Consider the following 18091-nt stretch of genomic DNA (forward strand, 5'->3'; position numbering starts at 1 on the left):
GGCCAGGCTGGGCGATGGAGACCGACCTTGCGCGGCGCGGGCGGACGGCCTGGGCCGGACTCCCACGCTTGCCTCCTTCGTGTGTGCGGGCTCTACAGTCCCCCGATCGCCGGGCAGGACCGCGGCGCGTGGCTCACGCGGGGGTGGGGCTGGCCTTCTGCGAGATCTTCGTCCGCCGGGCGTGGAGTGCCCTGACGGCCATCGGGATGACCTGCTCCCGGTGCTTGGGTATCATGTTGTTCGGGAGCTGCTCTATGGGCCACCAGGTGCCCGTGGCCGGGACCTCGGCGAGCTTCGCCTGATGGACCCGGGACAGCATCCAGCCGCGCGCGGCGGCCGAGAAGTAGTCGCCGATGAACGTGAAGTCGGAGATGGCCACCCCGACCCGATCGAGGACGTGCTCGGGCTGCTCGCCCGGCGAGAGGACGCTCCCGGGGCAGCCCCACGCGCCCGGCTCCGACTCCGACGCTCCGCGCTGGGTCAGGAGCACCTCCAGGGCGCCGGAGTCGGCGTTCTTCCGGAGGCACACGGCGTCCGCGGCGAGGTGGATGGGGAGCCGCGAGATGGCGTTGATGAGCGAGCTGCCGATCGGTTCCCTGGGATCGACGCGCCCGAGCAGCCAGTCGGTCATGGACTTGAACAGCCTCATCGGGTCACCCTCCTCGACGGCGTGAGGTGGGACCGCCGGCTCGTCGCCGCGGGGCGCGCGTTCGGGCGAGCGCGTCGGTGCTGCTCGGGGCTGGACGCCGCGCCGGAGCCGTTCGTCGCGCCGCTCCCCGAGCGGCGCGCTTGGGTCGATGGGATCTCGGTTCGAGTTGGATCTAGCATAGGGTGTTGCGCTGGGTTCGTTGTGCGTTGTCGCGTCACGTGGAACAGGCTCAGATCTTCATGTCGCTCCTCCTGAGTTGTCGGACCGCTCCGACGACGTTGAGGAGCCTACAATAGGCATTGTTTCTTTGTCGTTTCATTCATGCAGCCCGCGCGTGAATCATCGACTTGCGTTGTTGATGGCGCTGTTGCTTGCGTGTTTCGCGAGCTCCGGACGCGGGGTCCAGGCGCGGTGTGCAAGCAGGTGTGGGAGGAGCGTTGACGCCCCGGGGCCGGCGAGCGCGCATGGGCTCGCCAGCGCGTCGGTGTCGCCGGGGTGTCAGCGGGGCAGTCGTCGCGTGGTCTGCTGTGCCGGCCCGCCGCGCGCGTCGTCGTCGGTCACCTCCGCCTCGACGTCGATGACCTGCCGTGGCGTCGCCTCTCGTCGCGGCCCGTCAGGGCGCTCGCCGAACGGCCCGCCGCCGCCGAAGTCGATGACCCTCATGCTGAAGAACGCGCCGGCGCCCGGGCCGGCTCCGCCGAAGCCTGCGGCGCTCGCCGCCGCCCGCCGCTCGAGCCGCTCGCGCACAAGCGCCGCGATCCGACGGCGCGTGGGCGGGAGCAGGAGCAGGATCCCCGCCACGTCGGTCAGCACGCCCGGCGTGATGAGCAGCGCCGCGCCGAGGAGCACGAGCAGCCCTCCGGTGAGCCCCTCGTCGGGGATGCGGCCCTCGGTCATCGCGCCCCGCCAGGCGGCGAGCACCTTGAGCCCCTCGCGCTTGCCGAGGGCCGCGCCGAGGACCGCCGTTCCGAGCGCGAGCGCGACGGTGGGCCAGAAGCCGATGAGGTCCCCGATCGAGAGAAGCAGCCAGAGCTCCACGATCGGGATCACCGTGAAGAGCAGGATGAGCTTGCCCATGACTCCCCCGTCTAGCGCCGTCCGCCGGGCGGCGCACGCGGCATGGAGCAAGCCGCTCGCCGAGGTGAACCGCGCGCCCGAGGGCCGCGGTCGTGGGCGAGCCGCGCGCGCGCCGCCGGGCCTCTCGCGGTCGGCCGCTCCGCCGCGGATCCCGCGCCGGAGTACCGGCCGCGGCGAGAGTGCGCTAAGACCGCCTGCCCCGGAGAAATCCATGACGACTGTCCCCGTGGAGCAGGAAAAGGTGGAGGCGTGCCGCGCATTTGCGGCCGACATCGCCGACGAGGTGCAGCGCTTCATCGACCGCCACACAACGGTCGGCGTCGAGCGCACAGTGGCCCGCGCCTACGGCGTGGTGGGCGCCGACGCCGAGGGGACGCCGCTCGTGAACGCGCTGGTCGACCGCATCCACAAGGCCGGGCAGGCCGGCCGCGGCGTCGCGTACCACCTCGGCCGGGCGCTCTGCGAGGGCGCCGCCTCGGTCCAGGAAGCCGCGGAGATGCTGGCGTTCAGCGAGGCGGCCGACTTCGGCCAGGGCCCGTCGGTGGCGGAGGCGCGCGGCGCGCTCGAGGCGGCGACGCGGGAGGCGATCGCCCGGATCGACAGGGCGCGCGACGAGCGCGAGGCCAACAAGGCCGCTCACCGGGTCGGCGCCGCGCCGCTCAAGTACGTCATCGTCGCGACCGGCAACATCTACGACGACGCCGTCCAGGCCAAGGCCGCCGGCTTCGCCGGGGCCGACATCGTCGCCGTGATCCGCGCGACAGCGCAGTCGCTTCTCGACTACGTGCCGGAGGGGCCGACCACCGAGGGATACGGCGGCACGTACGCGACGCAGGAGAACTTCAGGATCATCCGCCGCGCCACCGACGAGGCGACCCGCGACACCGGCACCTACCTCGCGCAGACCAACTACTCGTCCGGCCTGTGCATGAGCGAGATCGCCTGGATGGCGGCGGTCGAGCGGCTCGACATGCTGCTCAATGACGCGATGTACGGGATCCTGTTCCGTGACATCAACATGCAGCGGACGTTCATCGATCAGTACTTCTCCCGCCGGATCATCGCGAGGAGCGGGATCGTCATCAACACGGGAGAGGACAACTACCTCACGACCGCGGACGCGGTCGAGAAGGCCCACACGGTGCTCGCGTCGCAGTTCATCAACGAGGCGTTCGCCCTGCGCGCGGGCCTCCCCGAGGAGCAGATGGGCCTCGGCCACGCCTTCGAGATCGACCCCTGGCTCGAGGACAGCCTCCTCCTCGAGCTCGCGCAGGCCCAGCTCGTCCGGCAGATCTTCGACAGGCACCCGATCAAGTGGATGCCGCCCACCAAATTCAAGACAGGCGACATCTTCCACAGCCACGTCCACGACGCGATGTTCAACCTGGTCGGGATCACGACGGGCCAGTCGATCGAGCTGCTCGGGATGTTCAGCGAGGCGGTCCACACGCCGCTCCTCATGGACCGGTATCTCTCGCTGAAGAGCGCCCGCTACATCTTCACGGCGGCGCGGCACCTCGGCGACGAGATCCAGTGGAAGCCGGGCGGCGTCGTCGAGTCGCGCGCCCGCGAGGTCCTCGACAGGGCGCACGCGCTGCTGCGCGAGGTCGAGCGGGACACCCTCTGGGACGCGATCGGGCGCGGCGCCTTCGGCGACGTGAAGCGCACGCGCACCGGCGGGAAGGGGTACGCGGGGGTCGTGGCGCGGCACCCGGAGTACCTCAATCCGATCCTCGAGGTGCTGGAGCGATCTTGAGCCTGACTTGGCCCACCGCCGCGCGCAGCGCTTTCAGAGCGCGAGCACCCAGTGAGCGAGCGCTCGCCCGCGAGGCGCCGAGCGCCCCGGCGCCTGTCGGCTCGTCGCGCGCGCCCGGCGCCGCAGGTCGGCGCCTCGATGGACTCCACCCCTCGGGCCGATCGTCCGTCGCGCTGAGAAGGCGGGATTTCAGGGACAGAGCTCCAGAGCTCCAGCCGCTCAGCGCTCCAGCAGACGTTCCTCCTGACTTCACGTCTTCCGCGCGCTCTCGGCGCTACCTCGGTCACTCGATGGCTCTAGCGGCGCGAGGCCGGCTGGCGCTACTGTCAGCGAGGGATCGGCGCAGCCCGCCCCCCGCAGAAGGAGGTGAGCATGACATCGCGAAACATCCTGCGTGCGTATGGCGATCGCGAGGGCGACGGGATGGTCCAGATGTCGTTCACGCTCCGCGTCCTGCCGGGCGACCGCGCGCGCGAGGCGGCGAAGCGCTTCGCCGAGGCGCACGGGCTGCGCGAGCCCCTGGTCACGGCCATGGAGCAGGTCAGCCGTGAACACACGTATTTCGTCGTCTACGGACACTCCCAGCACGGGGTCGACATCTCGGACATCGAGGTTCAGGAGCTCGCCGCCCAGCCGCTCACGCGCGACCAGATCGAGGCGCAGGCGAAGAAGCTCGGCCGCAAGATCGTGGTCGTGGGCGCCTGTACCGGCAGCGACGCGCACACCGTGGGCATCGACGCGATCCTGAACTACAAGGGCTTCGCCGGGGAGAAGGGCCTCGAGAGCTTCAAGTGCTTCGACGCCCACAACCTCGGCGCGCAGGTCGAGAACGCCGAGCTCTGCGAGAAGGCGAAGGCGCTCGGCGCCGACGCCATCCTGGTCTCGCAGGTGATCACGCAGCGGAACTGCCACAAGGAGAACGCGGCGGCGCTCGTCGAGATGGCGACGCGCCAGGGCTTCCGGGACAAGGTGATCCTGCTGCTCGGCGGCCCGCGGATCGATCACAACCTCGCCGTCGAGCTCGGCTTCGACGCCGGCTTCGGCCCGGGGACGAAGCCGATCACGGTGGCGTCGTTCCTTGTCGAGCGCCTCGTGGGCAGGGCGTAGCGGTCAGGCGACGAGCAGGTGGTAGGCGGCCGAGAGCTCGGCGAACCGCGCGGTGCGCCGGGCGTGCTCGGCGGGCTGCGAGCCGCCGAGGTCGGGGTGCAGCACCGCGGCCAGGCGGCGGAACGCGCGGCGGATCTCGACCTCGGTCGCGCCCTCGCGCAGGCCGAGCACCTCGAGCGCCCGGAGGCGCGGCTCGTCCACGCGGGCGGCGCGCGGCGCGCCCCCCGCCGCGCCGCGCGGCGCGCTCGACGAGGCGCTGCGCGCGGCGCCCGCGCTCGCGACGCGGCGGTGGCGGTCCCGCGCGCGCGGGCGGCCGTGGAGGAAATCGCTCGGCGCGAGCGGGCCGGTCTGCCGGAGCGCCGCGGCGAGCGGCCGCGCTGTGTGGAAGCAGATGGTCGCCTCCTCGATCGCGAAGAGCGCCTCGAGGCGCGCGCGGAGCTGGATCCGGAGCGCGCGCTCGACCGCGCTCTCCGGGATGAGCCCCGCGGCCACGAGCACCTCGCCGGTCCGGCGCCCCCGGTGCGCCGCGACGAGCGAGGCGAGCCGCTGGATCGACGGCCCGGGCGCGGAGCCGTCCTGCGCGAGGATCTCGCCGAGGCGGGGGACCCGGAGCGGCGTCTCGACGGCCGTGACGAGGCCGGAGAAGAGCTGGATCCGGTGCTGCCGGCCGGGCACCGTGGAGCCGCTCGGCGTCCGGAGCTCGCAGAGCTCGAGGAGCCCGGTCGTCTTCTCACGGTACAGCGCGCCGAGCAGGTCTCCCAGGGTCGACGTGGAGAGGCGGCTGGGCAGTTGCATCGAACGCGGCGTTACCATCCCCGCCCGCGATCGGTCAAAGAAGCGGCGGGCGGGCGCGTGCGCGCGCACGAATGTGCGCCCGGGTCGAGGCCCGGTGTGCGAAGCTCCGCGCGAAAACGGCCCGGCGCACAGCGCCGGCGCGCGGATCAGGAGGAATCTGCGATGGGCTTGCTCGACGGAAAGGTCGCGATCATCACGGGCGCCGGCGGCGGCATCGGCCGCGAGGAGGCGCTGCTCTTCGCCAGGGAGGGCGCGAAGGTCGTCGTCAACGATCTCGGCGGCACGCGCGACGGGTCGGGCTCGAGCGACGCGATGGCGTCCCAGGTCGCGGAGGAGATCCGGGCCGCGGGCGGGGAGGCCGCCCCGAGCTTCGACAGCGTGACGACGCCCGAGGGGGCCGCGAGGATCGTGAAGACGGCCGTCGACGCGTTCGGCAGGGTCGACATCCTGGTCAACAACGCGGGAATCCTCCGCGACAAGACGCTCCTCAAGATGGATGAGGGGATGTGGGACGCCGTCATCGCCGTTCACCTGAAGGGGACGTTCCTGTGCACGCAGGCCGCCGCGAAGCAGATGATCGCGCAGGGCGGGGGAGGGCGCATCGTCAACACGACGAGCGTCTCGGGGATGCTCGGCAACTTCGGGCAGGCCAACTACGCCGCTGCCAAGGCGGGCATCTACGGGCTCACCCGCACCGCCGCGATCGAGCTGCAGAAGCAGCGGATCACGGTCAACGCGGTCGCGCCCATCGCCAAGACGCGCATGACGGAGGATCTGCCCATGTTCCAGTCGGCCGGCGACACGCTCACGCCGGCGCACGTCGCGCCCGCGGCGCTGTTCCTCGCGTCCGACCTGTGCGCCGACCGGACGGGCAACGTCCTCGCGGTCGCCGGCGCGCAGATGTACATTTACAAGGTCGTCCAGAGCCCCGGGAAGTTCAAGGACGAGGGCGGTATCTGGACGGCGCAGGAGATCGCCGATCACTGGGACGCCATCAACAAGCTCTGATGGCGACGCCGGCGCGCCGGCGCTGGAGGCCCGCCGATGTGTCGGCCGGCGCGCGGGGCGAGCGCGCCCGCCCAGGGCTGCCGTCGCCGCGGACCCGGGGGCGCGCGTCGTCGACCGGCGGGCAGCGCGCAGCGGGCGCGGCAGACGCGAGGGGCATCGGGCGCGCCGACCGTTGCTGTGCTGATCCCCGGATGCTAGGTTCGAACCGCTTCCTGGGTGCGATTGGCGCATCGGCGTACTGTTCGAGCAGGTCGTTCACGCGGAGTCTGGAGGTGCCACCGGTGACCGTCGTTCGCTGCTGTTACGGCTGCGCCTCGTCGCGCGGCGCCGTCTCTGCAGCGCGGAGGCGCTGAGATCCATGTCGCGCGACGCCCACATCCCGCTCGCCCTGTGGATCTGCGCGGCGATCGTGGCGCACATGGCGGGCGGCGGCGGCGCGGTCGAGGTGGCGCAGGTCATCGAGGACCGGGCCCAGCTACGCCAGATGGTCCAGGCGGTGCGGCAGGGCCTCCGGCCGGGCGACATGACGTTCGAGGTGCTGACCGACGGCCTGGCCGCCACGCCGCCTCCCGCCCCGCTCGCGCCGCCGGAGCGACCTTCGGACGCCCCGGCGGAGGGCGAGCCGGACAAGGAAACGCCCCCCGATCCGCAGCAGAAGCCCGATCCGCCCAAGGTGGCGCAGACCCCGCCGCCCAGGCCGGAGCCGCCGCGCGAGAAGGCGCCGCCGCCCCCGCCGCCCGAGCCGCCGAAGGAAGAGGTGGTCAAGGTGGTGCCGGTCAAGCCGGTGCCCCCGCCGCCGCTGCCGCCGGCGGATCGCCGGATCGCCATCCGCCAGCACGTCGAGAAGGACCAGGAGGACAACCCCGAGGCGAGCCGGATCGCGGACGACGCCAACAAGGTCGCCGAGGAGACCATGGCGCAGATCCGCTCGAAGGATCAGGACGATGCCGCCCCGACGCCCGGGACGCCGTCGGGCCCGATGGGGCCGAAGGACAAGGTCGGCGACAGCGATCACGACCACAGCGGCCACAGCGAGGAGCGGGCCGGCAACGAGAAGCACGCGCCCGGCGAGAGGAAGCCCGAGAGCGAGAGCGCAGAGCACCACAGCCCGGCGTCCCCGGCGCAGGCCGCGCAGGCCGCCCGGGTGGCGCCGCCGCCGAGCGTGCCGGGGGCGACAGGCGGCGGTCGCGTGGCGCAGGCGCCGCCCGCCGCCGTGCCGCCGCCGGACAAGGGCGCCGCGGGCGGCGCGGGCCCGGCGTCGCCCGAGGTCATCGACAGCCCGCACGGGGGCTACTCCCTCAACCCGGCGAACCCGGGCGGCGACGGCAAGAGCCGCGTCGCCGGCAAGAAGGCCACGCCGCAGCCCTACCAGAGCCCGGTCCGCGTCGGCTCGATCGGCCTCGGCGCGCCCGGGCTCCCCGGCGGGCCCAACCTCAACCTGAACATGGCCGGCGTGCAGGCGGCCGTGGGCAACGAGAAGCTCAAGGCGGAGCGGGCCGCGGACGGCGCCTCCCGCAAGAGCGCGCACCGGGGCTCGTGGGAGACGACGGACAAGTGGAGGAAGTGGCGCGCCGCGATCGAGAACTACGACCCCTCGGTCAAGCCCGGCAACCAGACCTCCCTCAACGCCGCGCGGGTGCCGTTCGCGACGTACATCAACATGATCCACAACCGGCTCCACCCGATCTTCGCGGAGGAGTTCCTCGCGTCGCTCGAGAGCCTGCCCTCCGGGCACGCGTTCAACCAGAACCGGGTGACGCACCTGGAGATCGTGCTGAACAAGGACAGCGGCAGCGTCGTGCGCCTCGGCGTCACGCGGCCGAGCGGGATGACAGCGTTCGACATCGTCGCGCTGAGCTCGGTGCACCGGGCGTCGCCGTTCGGCAAAGCGCCGGACGCGATCGTGTCGCCGGACGGCAACGTGTACCTGCACTGGGAGTTCCACCGGGATCCGTACGACGCGTGCTCCACGCGCAACGCCAAGCCCTTCCTGCTGAAGGCGCCGTCCGACGCCGCCCCGGTCGAGCCGCCGCCGGTGCGCAGGCCGCCGCGGCCCGTCCCGGGCGACGAGAAGAGGATGCCGTCGTCCGGGCCGCTGCTTCCGCTGCGGCGATAGGTCCCGGCTCTGCATCGGGACCGCGGCGATGTATCCTCGGCGTCATGCCGAAGGATTCCGACGCGGCCGTTCAAGTGACCAACGCGCGCATCGAGGCGGCGCTCGCGGATTCCCCAGCGTTCACCCGGGTCGAGCCGCAGTTCTACGTGGTCCGCCAGGGGACCGCGTACGTTTACCTGCATGTGCTGGCGTGGGCGCCGGATCGCGCGCTCGTGCGGCTCGTCGCCCAGCTCGCCCGCGGCGTCGAGATGACGCCGGATCTCGCGATGAAGCTGCTCCGCCTGAACGCGCGCATCCGCTTCGGCGCGTTCGGCTACGTCGCGCAGGGCTCGTGCGTCGTCATCGTCCACACGCTCCTCGGCGGCGAGACGCTCGACGCCGACGAGATCCTGGTCGCCCTCCGGGATCTGTCGGTGCTCGCGGACGAGTACGACGACCGCATCGTCGAGGAGGCCGGCGGCCAGCGGATGCAGGACCTGATCGACGCCTCCGCGACCGCCGCTGTCTTCACCGATCTCGACGCTGCCCCCCGCGCCTGGGACAAGGGCTGAGCGACGGGCGCTCCTCTTCATTCATGCTCCTCAACATCGATCTTCCCCCCGAAGCCCCTCCTCCCTCCGCCGCGCCGGACCCCGCCGCCTCACCGCGCCGCGAGGGGCGCGGCGACGCTCCGCCCGCCGAGCCCACCGAGCCCGCCGAACAGCGCTCCTCCGCCGCCCCGCGGCCCCCGCTCGTCGGCATGCCCGTGCTCGCGCTGATCCGGCCGCTCGCCGTGCTCGCCCTCCTCGCGATGGTCCTCGGCCGCATGCTCGCGCCCGCGATGGTCGGCCTGGCGGTGGGCATCGAGCGCACCGCCCACGCGGTCGAGCTCGCAGGCGCCGGCGCCTCGCAGCTCTTCGCGATCGGCGCCATCGTGATGGCGATGGCGCTGATCAGCGCGGTCGTCCGGAGCCGCGTCCCCTACGCGCTGCGGATCGCGGCGATCGTCGCGGGGAGCTTCGTGATCCTCGTCGTCCTGCACGCGACGGTGCAGCGCGTGCCCGATCTCTCGGCCGCGCTCATCGGCGTGAGCGCGGCGATCCTCGCGCTCGGCAGCGCCTGGGAGGCGCTCCGCGTCCCGTTCATGCGGCCGGTCGCGGCCGCGCTCGGGCTCGTCGGGGCCTCCGCGCTCGTGCGGCTCACCGGCGTGCTCCTGGCGGTCTGGGCGAACGAGCGCGGCTCGAAGGCGCTCGCCGGCGCGACGAGCTCCGTCGCGACCGCCGCGTTCGCGCTCGACGCGCTGGCCGTCCTTACCGCGACCGTCGCGCTCGGCGCCGGCCGCGACGCGCGGTCGCGCGGCGCCGAGCAGCCCCGGCCGGGGCCACGCCTCGTGAGCCCGCTCTCGCTCGCGGCGCTCGCCGCGGCGCTGCTCGCCACGCGCGCGGCGCTCGCGGGCGCCGCGGAGGACGCATCGATGGTCGAGACGCTCTTCCGCCGCGCGCTCGACCGGCTGCTCACGCGCCCGGCGCCCGTCGTGCCGCTCTCGATGCAGGTCTTCGTGGCCGCGCTCTCGGTGGCGGTCGTCGCGCTCGCGCTGATCGCCCCGCCGCGGCTGCCGGCGCTGGGCGGCGCGCTCGCGCTGCTGCTCGTCGCGCGCAGCGCCCCCGAGGTGCCGCTCGGCGCGCTGTCGCTGGTGATCGCCGCGCTCTGCGTCGCGCTCGCCTCGCGCGACGAGCGCGGGTTCTGGGCGTCCGTGCTCGCGACCGAGCGGGAGCGCGCCCCGAGCGCGCTCCCGGGCGCCGGGAACCGGACCCCACGGGGCCCCACCGGCGGCGCCTCAGGTTGACGCGAGCGACGACACTCGTTAAGGACGCCCTCGCTGCGCGGAGGATCAGCGCGCGGCGTTCCACCTGCTGCTCGCCACCGGGATGACGTGGGAGCGTCCGGTCTCGCCGGCCTCGCCTCGCGCGGACCCGGAGGGGCGCGACCCAGGCTCGCGACAGCGCGCCAAGGGCCCGGGAGAGTCTCATGTACCCTCGCGATCTCGTCTCGCTCTCCGCTGTCTCGCTCGCCGCGTTGACGCTTGGCGTCGGGTGCCCCGACGAGCCTTCGAGACCCGCCGGCGGGGCGGCCGCGACCACCGCGACGGCGGCGGCGCCGACGGCATCGGCCGCGAAGCCGAGCGCGGAGCCCGCGGCGTCTCAGGCGCCGCACGTCAGCGGCCAGGCGGCGGCGCCGGCGGCGCCCGAGGGCAAGGGGACGATCAAGGGCGTCGTCAAATTCACCGGCAAGCCGGTCGAGATGAAGGTCCCGACCGCGCGCAAGGACGCCCCTGTCTGCCAGGACAAGGACATCGTGTACAACGCGGTCGTCGTCAACGACGGCAAGCTCAGGGACACCTTCGTCCGCATCGCGGTCGGGGGCGTGCCGGGGAACTGGAAGGCGCCCGACGCGCACGCGGTGGTCGACCAGAAGGACTGCATGTATGAGCCGCGCATCCAGGGCGTGGTCTCCGACCAGCAGGTCGACATCAAGAACAGCGACCGGACGCTGCACAATGTGCACACCTACAAGGGCTCTGAGACGCTGTTCAACCAGGCGCAGCCGAGGGGCGCCGAGCCGCTCACGAAGACGTGGAAGGACGGCATCATCAAGCTCACCTGCGACATCCACCCGTGGATGCGCGGCTTCGTCGTGGTGACGGATCACCCGTTCTTCGCCGTGAGCGGCGATGACGGCGCCTTCACCATCGAGAAGGTCCCTGCCGGCAAGTACAAGCTCGAGGCGTGGCACCCCCGCTACGGCCTGAAGACGGCCGAAGTCTCCGTTGCCGACGACAGGCCCGCCCAGGTCACGTTCTCGTACGCGGGCACCGAGCCCGAGCCGGCGGAGAACAAGGACGAGCTCAAGGGCCTCTGGTGAGCCTCCCGGCGCGAGGGGCGCGGACGGCGCCCGAGGTCGCCCGGCTGGCCCAGCGCGGCGCGAGCGGGGCTGACGATCGGCCCTGCCTGGATCTGCGGCGCTGCAGACGGGTGTTCGTCGCGACGGAGCCGCTGCGGCGCGCCGTGACCGTTGCCGAACGCCGGTTCGTTCCCTATCGGAATCGAGCGCGATCAACTGACGATCTCGACTCCCCGAGGCGCGTTGCGCGCGCTAGTCTCCCGGCCCAGATGCTGTTCTTCCCCGTCACCCTCGCTCCGGCGATGAAGTGGTTTTCCGGCCTGGCCATCCCTCGGCCAGGGATCTTCGGAGATGTCGCGCTGCCGCCGGGCGCGGGCGCCGGACACGACAGCGAGGTGTCCGCGTGACCATGAGCGCCGAACAGGTCACGGAGCGGGCCCCTGTGCCTTACGTCCGGCAGGCGGAGCCTTCAGCGAGCGATGGCGACGGCGCGCTCCACACGAGCGCGCGCCCGCTGCTCAAGGTAGCGGCCGATCTGGTGAGCCTCACCAAGCCGCGAATCACGCGGATGGTGGTGGCCACGATGCTCGGCGGCATGTGGGTCGCCAGCCGCTATCTGCGGTCCGGGCTGGCCGGAGAGGCCGCGATCGAGCGCGCGGCGGTCCCGACGACACAGCTCTTGCTGGCGTTGCTCGGGACGGTCCTCGTCGTGTCGGGCGCCAACGTGCTCAACATGTACCTCGAGCGCGACACCGATGTGCTGATGGAGCGGACGCGAAACCGCCCCCTGCCGGCGCGGCGGCTCGCGCCCGAGGTGGCGCTCTGGTTCGGGATCGCGCTGTCGGCCGCGTCGATTCCGCTGCTGTTCGTGTGGGTGAACGCGATAACGGCCGCGCTCGCCGCGCTGGCGCTGCTCAGCTACGTGCTCGTCTACACCCCGCTCAAGCGCCGGACGACGCTCGCGCTGCCGATCGGCGCGATCCCGGGCGCCATCCCTCCGCTGCTCGGGTGGACGAGCATCACCGGGCGTATCGACGTGCCCGGCTTCCTGCTGTTCGCCGTCATGTTCCTCTGGCAAATCCCGCATTTCCTGGCGATCGCGACGTTCCGTCGCGACGAGTACCGGCGCGCGGGGCTCAAGGTGCTGCCCGTCGAGAAGGGAGATCGCACAACGCGGCTCCACATGGTGGGCTATCTCGCGCTGCTCGTCCTCGCCTCGGTGCTCCTCGTGCCGCTCGGCGTCGGAGGTCCTGTCTATCTCGGCGCCGCGATCGTCCTCGGCGGCGCCTTCTTCGGCGTCGGCGCCTACGGGCTCCGCGCCGGCACCGGCAACCGCTGGGCCCGCGGGGTCTTCGTCTCCTCCATGGTGTATCTGGTGCTCCTCTTCGCCGCGATGATGATCGGCGCATGAGCGGAGCCCGCCGGCTTGACGCGCTGGGCACCGGCTCCTAAGCGTCGCCGGATGGCGTCCATGGAGCCGACGCGCCAGGCCAACGGCGCTCCTCCTCTCACGGAGGTCGAGCAACCGACCAGCCAGCCGCTTCCGTCGGAGCGCGGTCACGACCAGCGGCCCCGGCGCGCGGCGCTCGGCGGCAGGCCGCTCCTCTGGATCGCGCTCACCTCGCTCGCCGGGCTCGTCGCGCTCTTCTTCGTCAGCCGCGCCGTCCGGAGCCACGCCGCCGAGCCGCCCGCGATCCGCATTCCGCTGCCGGCCTTCGAGCTGACGGACCAGCGGGGCCAGCGGTTCGGCCTGGAGCAGCTCCGGGGCCGCGTGTGGATCGCGGACTTCATCTTCACGACCTGCCCGACCGTCTGCCCCAAGCTCACGCAGCGCATGAAGGAGATCGAGCAACGGAGCCGCGATCTCGGCGGCGCGCTGCACCTCGCCACCTTCACCGTCGACCCGGAGAACGACACGCCGGAGGTGCTCGCGCAGTACGCTGCGTCGCAGGGGCTCCCGCTCGAGCGGTGGACGCTGCTGACAGGCCCTCTCGATCAGATAGAGTCGACGATCGTCAAGGGCTTCAAGATCGCGATGGGCAAGAAGGAGTCGAGCCCCGGCCTCTTCAGCATCTTCCACGGCGAGCGTCTGGTGCTGGTCGACCAGGAGGGCGTGATTCGCGGCTACTACGAGGCGAACGACGAGGGCATCCCCGCGATCTTGCGCGACGCCCGCGCCCTCGTGAAGTAGCGGCGGCCGCCCGGGATCGCCTCACACGGCGATCGCGAGCCGCTTGATCATCTTCTGCAGGCCGAAGCGCGACAGCCCCAGCAGCCTGGCGGCCTGCGTCTGGTTCCCGCGCGTGCGCGCGAGCGCGTCGCGCACGAGCTCCGTCTCCAGCGCGTCGATGCGCGCCCGCACGTTGAGGCCGAGCTCGCGCGGCGCCGCGCCGCCGTGCGCGATCTCCGGCGAGAGGTGCTCCCGGTCGATGGTCCCATCGCAGAGCACGAGCGCCCGCCGGATCTCGTTCTCCAGCTGGCGCACGTTGCCGGGCCACCCGTGGGCCGAGAGCCGATCCATCGCCGCGCGCGTGACCCGGACCGGGCCGCGGCTGTGCTTGGCGAGGAGGTGCTGGACGACGAGCGGCACGTCCGTCGCGCGCTCGCGCAGCGGCGGCACCCGGATCGTGATGATGTTCAGCCTGTAGAGAAGATCCTCGCGGAAGGCGCGCGCGCGGACGAGCGCCTCCAGATCGCGGTGCGTCGCGGCGATGACGCGCACGTCGACCTTGCGCGCCCGCTCCGAGCCGAGGGGCCGCACGAGGCCGTCCTCGAGGACGCGCAGCAGCTTCGTCTGCATGCCGAGGCTCATCTCGCCGATCTCGTCGAGGAACAGCGTGCCCCGATCCGCCACCTCGAAGAGCCCGGCGCGCGGCCGCTCCGCGCCCGTGAATGCGCCGCGCACGTGGCCGAAGAGCGCCGACTCGAGCAGCCCCTCCGGGATCGCGCCGCAGTTCTCCGTCACGAACGGGTGCGCCGCGCGCGACCCGTTCTGGTGGATGGCGCGCGCCACGAGCTCCTTGCCGCTGCCGGACTCGCCGGAGATGAGCACCGGCACGTCCGACGCTGTCACGCGGTCGACGAGGCGCAGCATCGCGCGTACGGGCTCGCTCTCGCCGACGATGGCGTCGTACCGGAAGCGCGTGTCGCGGCCGCCGCGCGCTCTGGCCAGCTCCAGCGCCGCCACATCGAGCTCCGCCTCGCGCCGCGCGAGCTCCTCGGCGAGCCGCGATGAGGCGCGCTCCGCGCGGCGAGCGGCGCGGCGCAGCTCCACCTGCGCGCGCGCGTCCGCGATCGCGAGCGCCGCGACCGACGCGATGGTGCGCGCCCACCGCAGCTCCTGCGCCCCGAACGCGCCGCGGCGCACGCGATCGTCCAGGTAGACGACCCCGAGCGCCTCGCCGCGCGCGATGAGCGGAACGGCCAGCACGCTCCGGAGCTTCAGCGCGTGCACGCTGCGGTGCACGCTCGGCAGCTCCCCCGCCGCGTCGACGGCGATCACCGGCTCGCGCGCCTCCAGGGCGCGGCGCGCGAGCGTCTGCGACAGCTCGAGCTGCTCGGCGCCGAGGCGGGAGCGCGCCAGGTTGCGCGCGGCCCGCGGGACGAGCCGCCCGTTCGGGGCGCGCAGGAGCAGGAGCCCCCGCTCGACCCCCGTCCAGAGCACGAGCGCGTCGACGACCCTGTCGAGCAGCGGCGCGAGCCGCTCGCGCTCGCCGAGCGCGCCGACGAGCGCCTCCAGATCGCGCGCCTGCTCGGGCCGGAGCCCGCTCTCCGGCAGCGCCCGCGCGCGGGCGACCCACGGCAGCGACCGGACCGCGGCGGCGATCTCCGGCGCGCCGGGCGATGCGGCGGAGGCCGCGGCCGAGCCCGCGTCGGCGTTGCGCCTGCAGAGCTCGCGCGCGGCCTCGGCGAGCGCGGCGAGCACGCGGTGCGCGACGTCCGTCTGCCCGGTCCGGACCGCGAGCGCGTGCGCCGCGGCGAGCGCCGGGCCGCGCGACGCGATCGGCGCGCGGGCTCCCGCGAGCGCGGCGAGCGCCGCGAGGGCGCGGTCGGGGACGCCGCCCTCTCCAGGCGATCGCGCGTCGCGGCCCGGCGCATCGTCTGCGGCGGCCGCCGCGACGCCGTCCTCCGCCACGGACGCCGCGACGCCGTCCTCCGCGGCGAGCGCGCGCGCCGCGCGCGCCCCCCACCAGTCGAGCCGCGACGCCGCGGCGAGCTCCGGGCTGCTCGCGAGCTCGTCGAGCTCCGCGACGCGGGCGCCGTCGAGCTCGCCCGCGCCGTGGCGCAGGAGCCGCGCCGCCGCCCGGAGCGTGTCGTCCGCGGAGCCGCCGGCGAGCAGCGCAGCGGCCCGGGCCGCCGCCGCCCGCGCGCCGGCGTGCGACCCGAGCCCCGCGCCCGCGACGCCGTCGCCGCGCGCGGCGGACACGTCCGCGATCGCCCAGAGCGCGTAAGCCTCCGCCTTCGTGTCCCCGGCGTCGCGGGCCCGCGCGATCGCGTCCTCGGCGATCCGACATGTCTCGTGCGCGAGGCCCGCGGTGGCGTAGGCCGCCGCGCACGCGAGCAGCGCGCGCGCCGCCTGCGCCGGCCGGCAGAGGTGCTCCCAGAGCAGCGCCGCGCGCGTCGAGGTCGCGATCGCGCCGCCGAGGTCGCCGAGGTCCACCGCGGCCGCCGCCTCGCCGGTCCGGTAGGTCGCCTCCTCGACCACGGCGCCGGCGCGCACGGCGTAGTCGACCGCGGCGCTGAACGACGCGTGCGCGCGCTCCGGATCGCTCGCGTGCCACGCGTAGCCGCGCACGGAGGCCATCCGCGCGAGCTCCTCGACGGAGCTCGCGAGCGCCTCGCCGCGCGCCACCTCGGCGAGCGCCCGCGCTGCGTCGCCGCGCAGCACGGCGATCAGCGCCCGCGCCTCGCAGAGCGGCGCGGTGAGCTCGGCCCCGGCGAGCGCCTCGGCCGCGCCCAGCGCCCCCGCGTCGATCGCGAGGCGCGCGAGCACTGCGCGCGCGCGCCCCTCCGGGTCCGCGTCGGCGTCGATGGCGGCGCGGGCGCGCTCCTCCGCGAGGGCGCGGTCCCCGGCGCGCCGCAGCACCTCCGCGGCGAGCGGCGCGGCCTGCTCGGCGTCCCGCACGCGCGCGCGCAGCACGAGGCTCCGCGCGCGCCCGAGGTCGCCGTGCAGCCGGAGCGCGTTGGCCGCGGCGACGACCAGGTTGGCGGGCGCGTCGTCGCGCTGCTCGATCGCCTCGATCGCGAGCGGATCCGGCGGCACCCGCGCGATCGCGAGCGCGAGCTCCGCCGCCTCCGCGGCGCCGATGCGCTCCGCCGCCGCTGCCCCGTCGCCGCCGCGCTCCGTCGCCGCCGCGCTCCGTCGCCGCCGCGCCCCGCTCCCGAGCGCGGCCGCCTCGACGTCAGCGAGCGTCCATGCCCGCGGCGGGATCTGCCGGGACAGCGCCACGAGCGCCTCCGCGAGCGCGCGCTCCGGGACGGACGCGACGGCCCCCATCGGCCACGCCGCGGCGCTCGTCCCCACGAGCGCCGTGAGCCACCGCGCGACGCGGTCCGGGCCGAGCCGCCCGAGCCACTGCGCCTCGCCCTCGGGTGAGCCCGCGCGCGCCGCGCCGGCGCCCTCGGCGCTGGCGAGCGCGCGCGCTCGCTGCACCATCACGAACGCGTCCGCGAGCCAGGCGGCCGCGTCGTCGCGCACCCCGAGCGCCGCCTCGATCTCGTGCCGGCGCAGGCGCAGGTACGCGGCGCGCACGCGGCGCGCGTCACGATCCTGCCGGTCGCGCTCCGCGCACGCCGCCCCGGGATCGCGGACGGCGCGCCCCGCGGGCCGCCCGGCGGAGGGGCCGCGCGCCTGCTGCGCGCCGGCGAGCGCGGCGCGGGCCGACTCGGTGACCCACGCTGCCGACGGGCGCGCCGCGGGGCTCGGCGACAGCAGGGCCCTGCAGATCGCGTCGAGCGGCGCCCCCGCCGCGCTCTCCGTGGCCACCGCGGCGCGCGCCGCCCCGATGGGATCCGGCGCGGCCGCCACGCCGGGGAAGGCGACCTCCGCGAGCAGCGTCCCCAGCGCGAGCAGATCCCTCGCCCGCGCGTCCCCGAGCTCCGCGTCGCCCCGCGCGATGTACCTGAGCGTCGCCCCCTCCACGGAGGTCTGGTGGAGAGAGCACGCGAGCCCCAGGTCGATCATCCCGATCCGCCCCTCCGGCGTCAGGATCAGGTTCTCCGGCTTGAGGTCTCCGTGGGCGAGGCCGATCCCGTGCAGGTCGCCGAGCGCCTCGCCCGCGTCGCGCGCGATGGCCAGCGCGAACGCCGCCCGCTCGTCCGCAAGCAGGCCGCGCGCCGCCTCGGCCACGGCTTGCCCCTCCATCCAGCGCATCGCCACGAACGCACGTCCGTCCTCGCCGGGGGCGCCCTCGATGCGCGCGACGCCGGCCCGCGCCGCGAGCCAGCCGACGTCGACGAGCTCCGGCAGCCGCGGCGAGAGCGCCAGCGCGGCGTACATCGCCTCGCGGGCGAGGGCCTGCCGCGCGGCGGCGCGCTGCTCCCGGGGCGCGCCGCGATCGCGCCGCTCGACCTTGAGCGCCACCGCGCCGCCGCGCTCCTGATCGACGGCCCTCCAGACCTCGGCCGACCCGCCGGACCCCGCGAGCTCCAGCAAACGGAAGCGCTCTGCCAACCGAGGTGACAGGGTTGACGGATCGAGCAT

Annotated in this window: 14 protein-coding genes; 10 read left to right on the plus strand and 4 right to left on the minus strand. The window is 74.1% G+C overall.

Annotated elements, in window-relative coordinates:
- Window positions 1-133: 133 nt before the first annotated feature.
- Window positions 134-649 (minus strand): hypothetical protein, encoded by a 516-nt coding sequence (locus tag WMF42_RS14000; protein WP_061612074.1) that lies wholly within the window; start codon window positions 647-649, stop codon window positions 134-136.
- A gap of 498 nt (window positions 650-1147) precedes the next feature.
- Window positions 1148-1726, minus strand: coding sequence for an FxsA family protein (locus WMF42_RS14005; RefSeq protein WP_061612073.1), 579 nt, complete (start codon window positions 1724-1726; stop codon window positions 1148-1150).
- A gap of 211 nt (window positions 1727-1937) precedes the next feature.
- On the opposite strand from WMF42_RS14005, the gene WMF42_RS14010 reads away from it, so the two are divergent.
- On the plus strand, window positions 1938-3482 hold the full coding sequence (locus tag WMF42_RS14010) for a lysine 5,6-aminomutase subunit alpha (protein WP_061612072.1): 1545 nt from the start codon (window positions 1938-1940) through the stop codon (window positions 3480-3482).
- A gap of 372 nt (window positions 3483-3854) precedes the next feature.
- Window positions 3855-4589, plus strand: coding sequence for an OAM dimerization domain-containing protein (locus WMF42_RS14015; RefSeq protein ID WP_061612071.1), 735 nt, complete (start codon window positions 3855-3857; stop codon window positions 4587-4589).
- A 3-nt stretch (window positions 4590-4592) separates the two neighbouring features.
- Here WMF42_RS14015 and WMF42_RS14020 read toward each other — a convergent pair whose 3' ends face one another.
- Window positions 4593-5384, minus strand: a complete 792-nt coding sequence (locus WMF42_RS14020; RefSeq protein WP_437692407.1) for a J domain-containing protein — start codon at window positions 5382-5384, stop codon at window positions 4593-4595.
- 162 nt (window positions 5385-5546) lie between these two features.
- Here WMF42_RS14020 and WMF42_RS14025 point away from each other — a divergent pair, with 162 nt between their 5' ends.
- The 8 genes from WMF42_RS14025 to WMF42_RS14060 all read left to right on the plus strand — a co-directional run bounded on the left by WMF42_RS14025 (window position 5547) and on the right by WMF42_RS14060 (window position 13579).
- Window positions 5547-6392, plus strand: a complete 846-nt coding sequence (locus WMF42_RS14025) for an SDR family NAD(P)-dependent oxidoreductase (RefSeq protein WP_061611966.1) — start codon at window positions 5547-5549, stop codon at window positions 6390-6392.
- A gap of 358 nt (window positions 6393-6750) precedes the next feature.
- On the plus strand, window positions 6751-8508 hold the full coding sequence (locus WMF42_RS14030) for a hypothetical protein (protein ID WP_437692409.1): 1758 nt from the start codon (window positions 6751-6753) through the stop codon (window positions 8506-8508).
- 44 nt (window positions 8509-8552) lie between these two features.
- On the plus strand, window positions 8553-9059 hold the full coding sequence (locus WMF42_RS14035; protein WP_061609562.1) for a T3SS (YopN, CesT) and YbjN peptide-binding chaperone 1: 507 nt from the start codon (window positions 8553-8555) through the stop codon (window positions 9057-9059).
- Window positions 9060-9082: 23 nt separating this feature from the next.
- Window positions 9083-10333 carry a hypothetical protein gene (locus tag WMF42_RS14040; protein ID WP_437692411.1) on the plus strand — a complete coding sequence of 417 codons (1251 nt, stop codon included), beginning with the start codon at window positions 9083-9085 and terminating at the stop codon, window positions 10331-10333.
- A 182-nt stretch (window positions 10334-10515) separates the two neighbouring features.
- Entirely contained in the window at window positions 10516-11409 is an 894-nt protein-coding gene (locus tag WMF42_RS14045; protein ID WP_061609564.1) for a carboxypeptidase regulatory-like domain-containing protein, read from the plus strand.
- A gap of 248 nt (window positions 11410-11657) precedes the next feature.
- The gene (locus tag WMF42_RS14050) at window positions 11658-11795 is read left to right on the plus strand and encodes a hypothetical protein (protein WP_155798566.1); all 138 of its coding nucleotides are present in this window, start codon (window positions 11658-11660) and stop codon (window positions 11793-11795) included.
- A 2-nt stretch (window positions 11796-11797) separates the two neighbouring features.
- Window positions 11798-12799, plus strand: a complete 1002-nt coding sequence (gene cyoE, locus WMF42_RS14055; RefSeq protein WP_061609565.1) for a heme o synthase — start codon at window positions 11798-11800, stop codon at window positions 12797-12799.
- Window positions 12800-12850: 51 nt separating this feature from the next.
- On the plus strand, window positions 12851-13579 hold the full coding sequence (locus WMF42_RS14060) for an SCO family protein (protein WP_061609566.1): 729 nt from the start codon (window positions 12851-12853) through the stop codon (window positions 13577-13579).
- 21 nt (window positions 13580-13600) lie between these two features.
- On the opposite strand, the gene WMF42_RS14065 is transcribed toward WMF42_RS14060, so the two are convergent.
- On the minus strand, window positions 13601-18091 hold the full coding sequence (locus WMF42_RS14065; protein WP_437692414.1) for a sigma 54-interacting transcriptional regulator: 4491 nt from the start codon (window positions 18089-18091) through the stop codon (window positions 13601-13603).

This window comes from Sorangium sp. So ce176, from assembly GCF_051519835.1.
Lineage (GTDB): Bacteria > Myxococcota_A > Polyangia > Polyangiales > Polyangiaceae > Sorangium > Sorangium cellulosum_G.

Coding starts and splice junctions, on each gene's coding strand:
- WMF42_RS14015 (WP_061612071.1), top strand. CDS start 3,855: ATGACATCGCGAAACATCCTGCGTGCGTATGGCGATCGCGAGGGCGAC.
- WMF42_RS14030 (WP_437692409.1), top strand. CDS start 6,751: ATGTCGCGCGACGCCCACATCCCGCTCGCCCTGTGGATCTGCGCGGCG.
- WMF42_RS14010 (WP_061612072.1), top strand. CDS start 1,938: ATGACGACTGTCCCCGTGGAGCAGGAAAAGGTGGAGGCGTGCCGCGCA.
- WMF42_RS14005 (WP_061612073.1), bottom strand. CDS start 1,726: ATGGGCAAGCTCATCCTGCTCTTCACGGTGATCCCGATCGTGGAGCTC.
- WMF42_RS14000 (WP_061612074.1), bottom strand. CDS start 649: ATGAGGCTGTTCAAGTCCATGACCGACTGGCTGCTCGGGCGCGTCGAT.
- WMF42_RS14045 (WP_061609564.1), top strand. CDS start 10,516: ATGTACCCTCGCGATCTCGTCTCGCTCTCCGCTGTCTCGCTCGCCGCG.
- WMF42_RS14020 (WP_437692407.1), bottom strand. CDS start 5,384: ATGCAACTGCCCAGCCGCCTCTCCACGTCGACCCTGGGAGACCTGCTC.
- WMF42_RS14060 (WP_061609566.1), top strand. CDS start 12,851: ATGGCGTCCATGGAGCCGACGCGCCAGGCCAACGGCGCTCCTCCTCTC.
- WMF42_RS14040 (WP_437692411.1), top strand. CDS start 9,083: ATGCTCCTCAACATCGATCTTCCCCCCGAAGCCCCTCCTCCCTCCGCC.
- WMF42_RS14050 (WP_155798566.1), top strand. CDS start 11,658: ATGCTGTTCTTCCCCGTCACCCTCGCTCCGGCGATGAAGTGGTTTTCC.
- WMF42_RS14035 (WP_061609562.1), top strand. CDS start 8,553: ATGCCGAAGGATTCCGACGCGGCCGTTCAAGTGACCAACGCGCGCATC.
- cyoE (WP_061609565.1), top strand. CDS start 11,798: ATGAGCGCCGAACAGGTCACGGAGCGGGCCCCTGTGCCTTACGTCCGG.
- WMF42_RS14065 (WP_437692414.1), bottom strand. CDS start 18,091: ATGCTCGATCCGTCAACCCTGTCACCTCGGTTGGCAGAGCGCTTCCGT.
- WMF42_RS14025 (WP_061611966.1), top strand. CDS start 5,547: ATGGGCTTGCTCGACGGAAAGGTCGCGATCATCACGGGCGCCGGCGGC.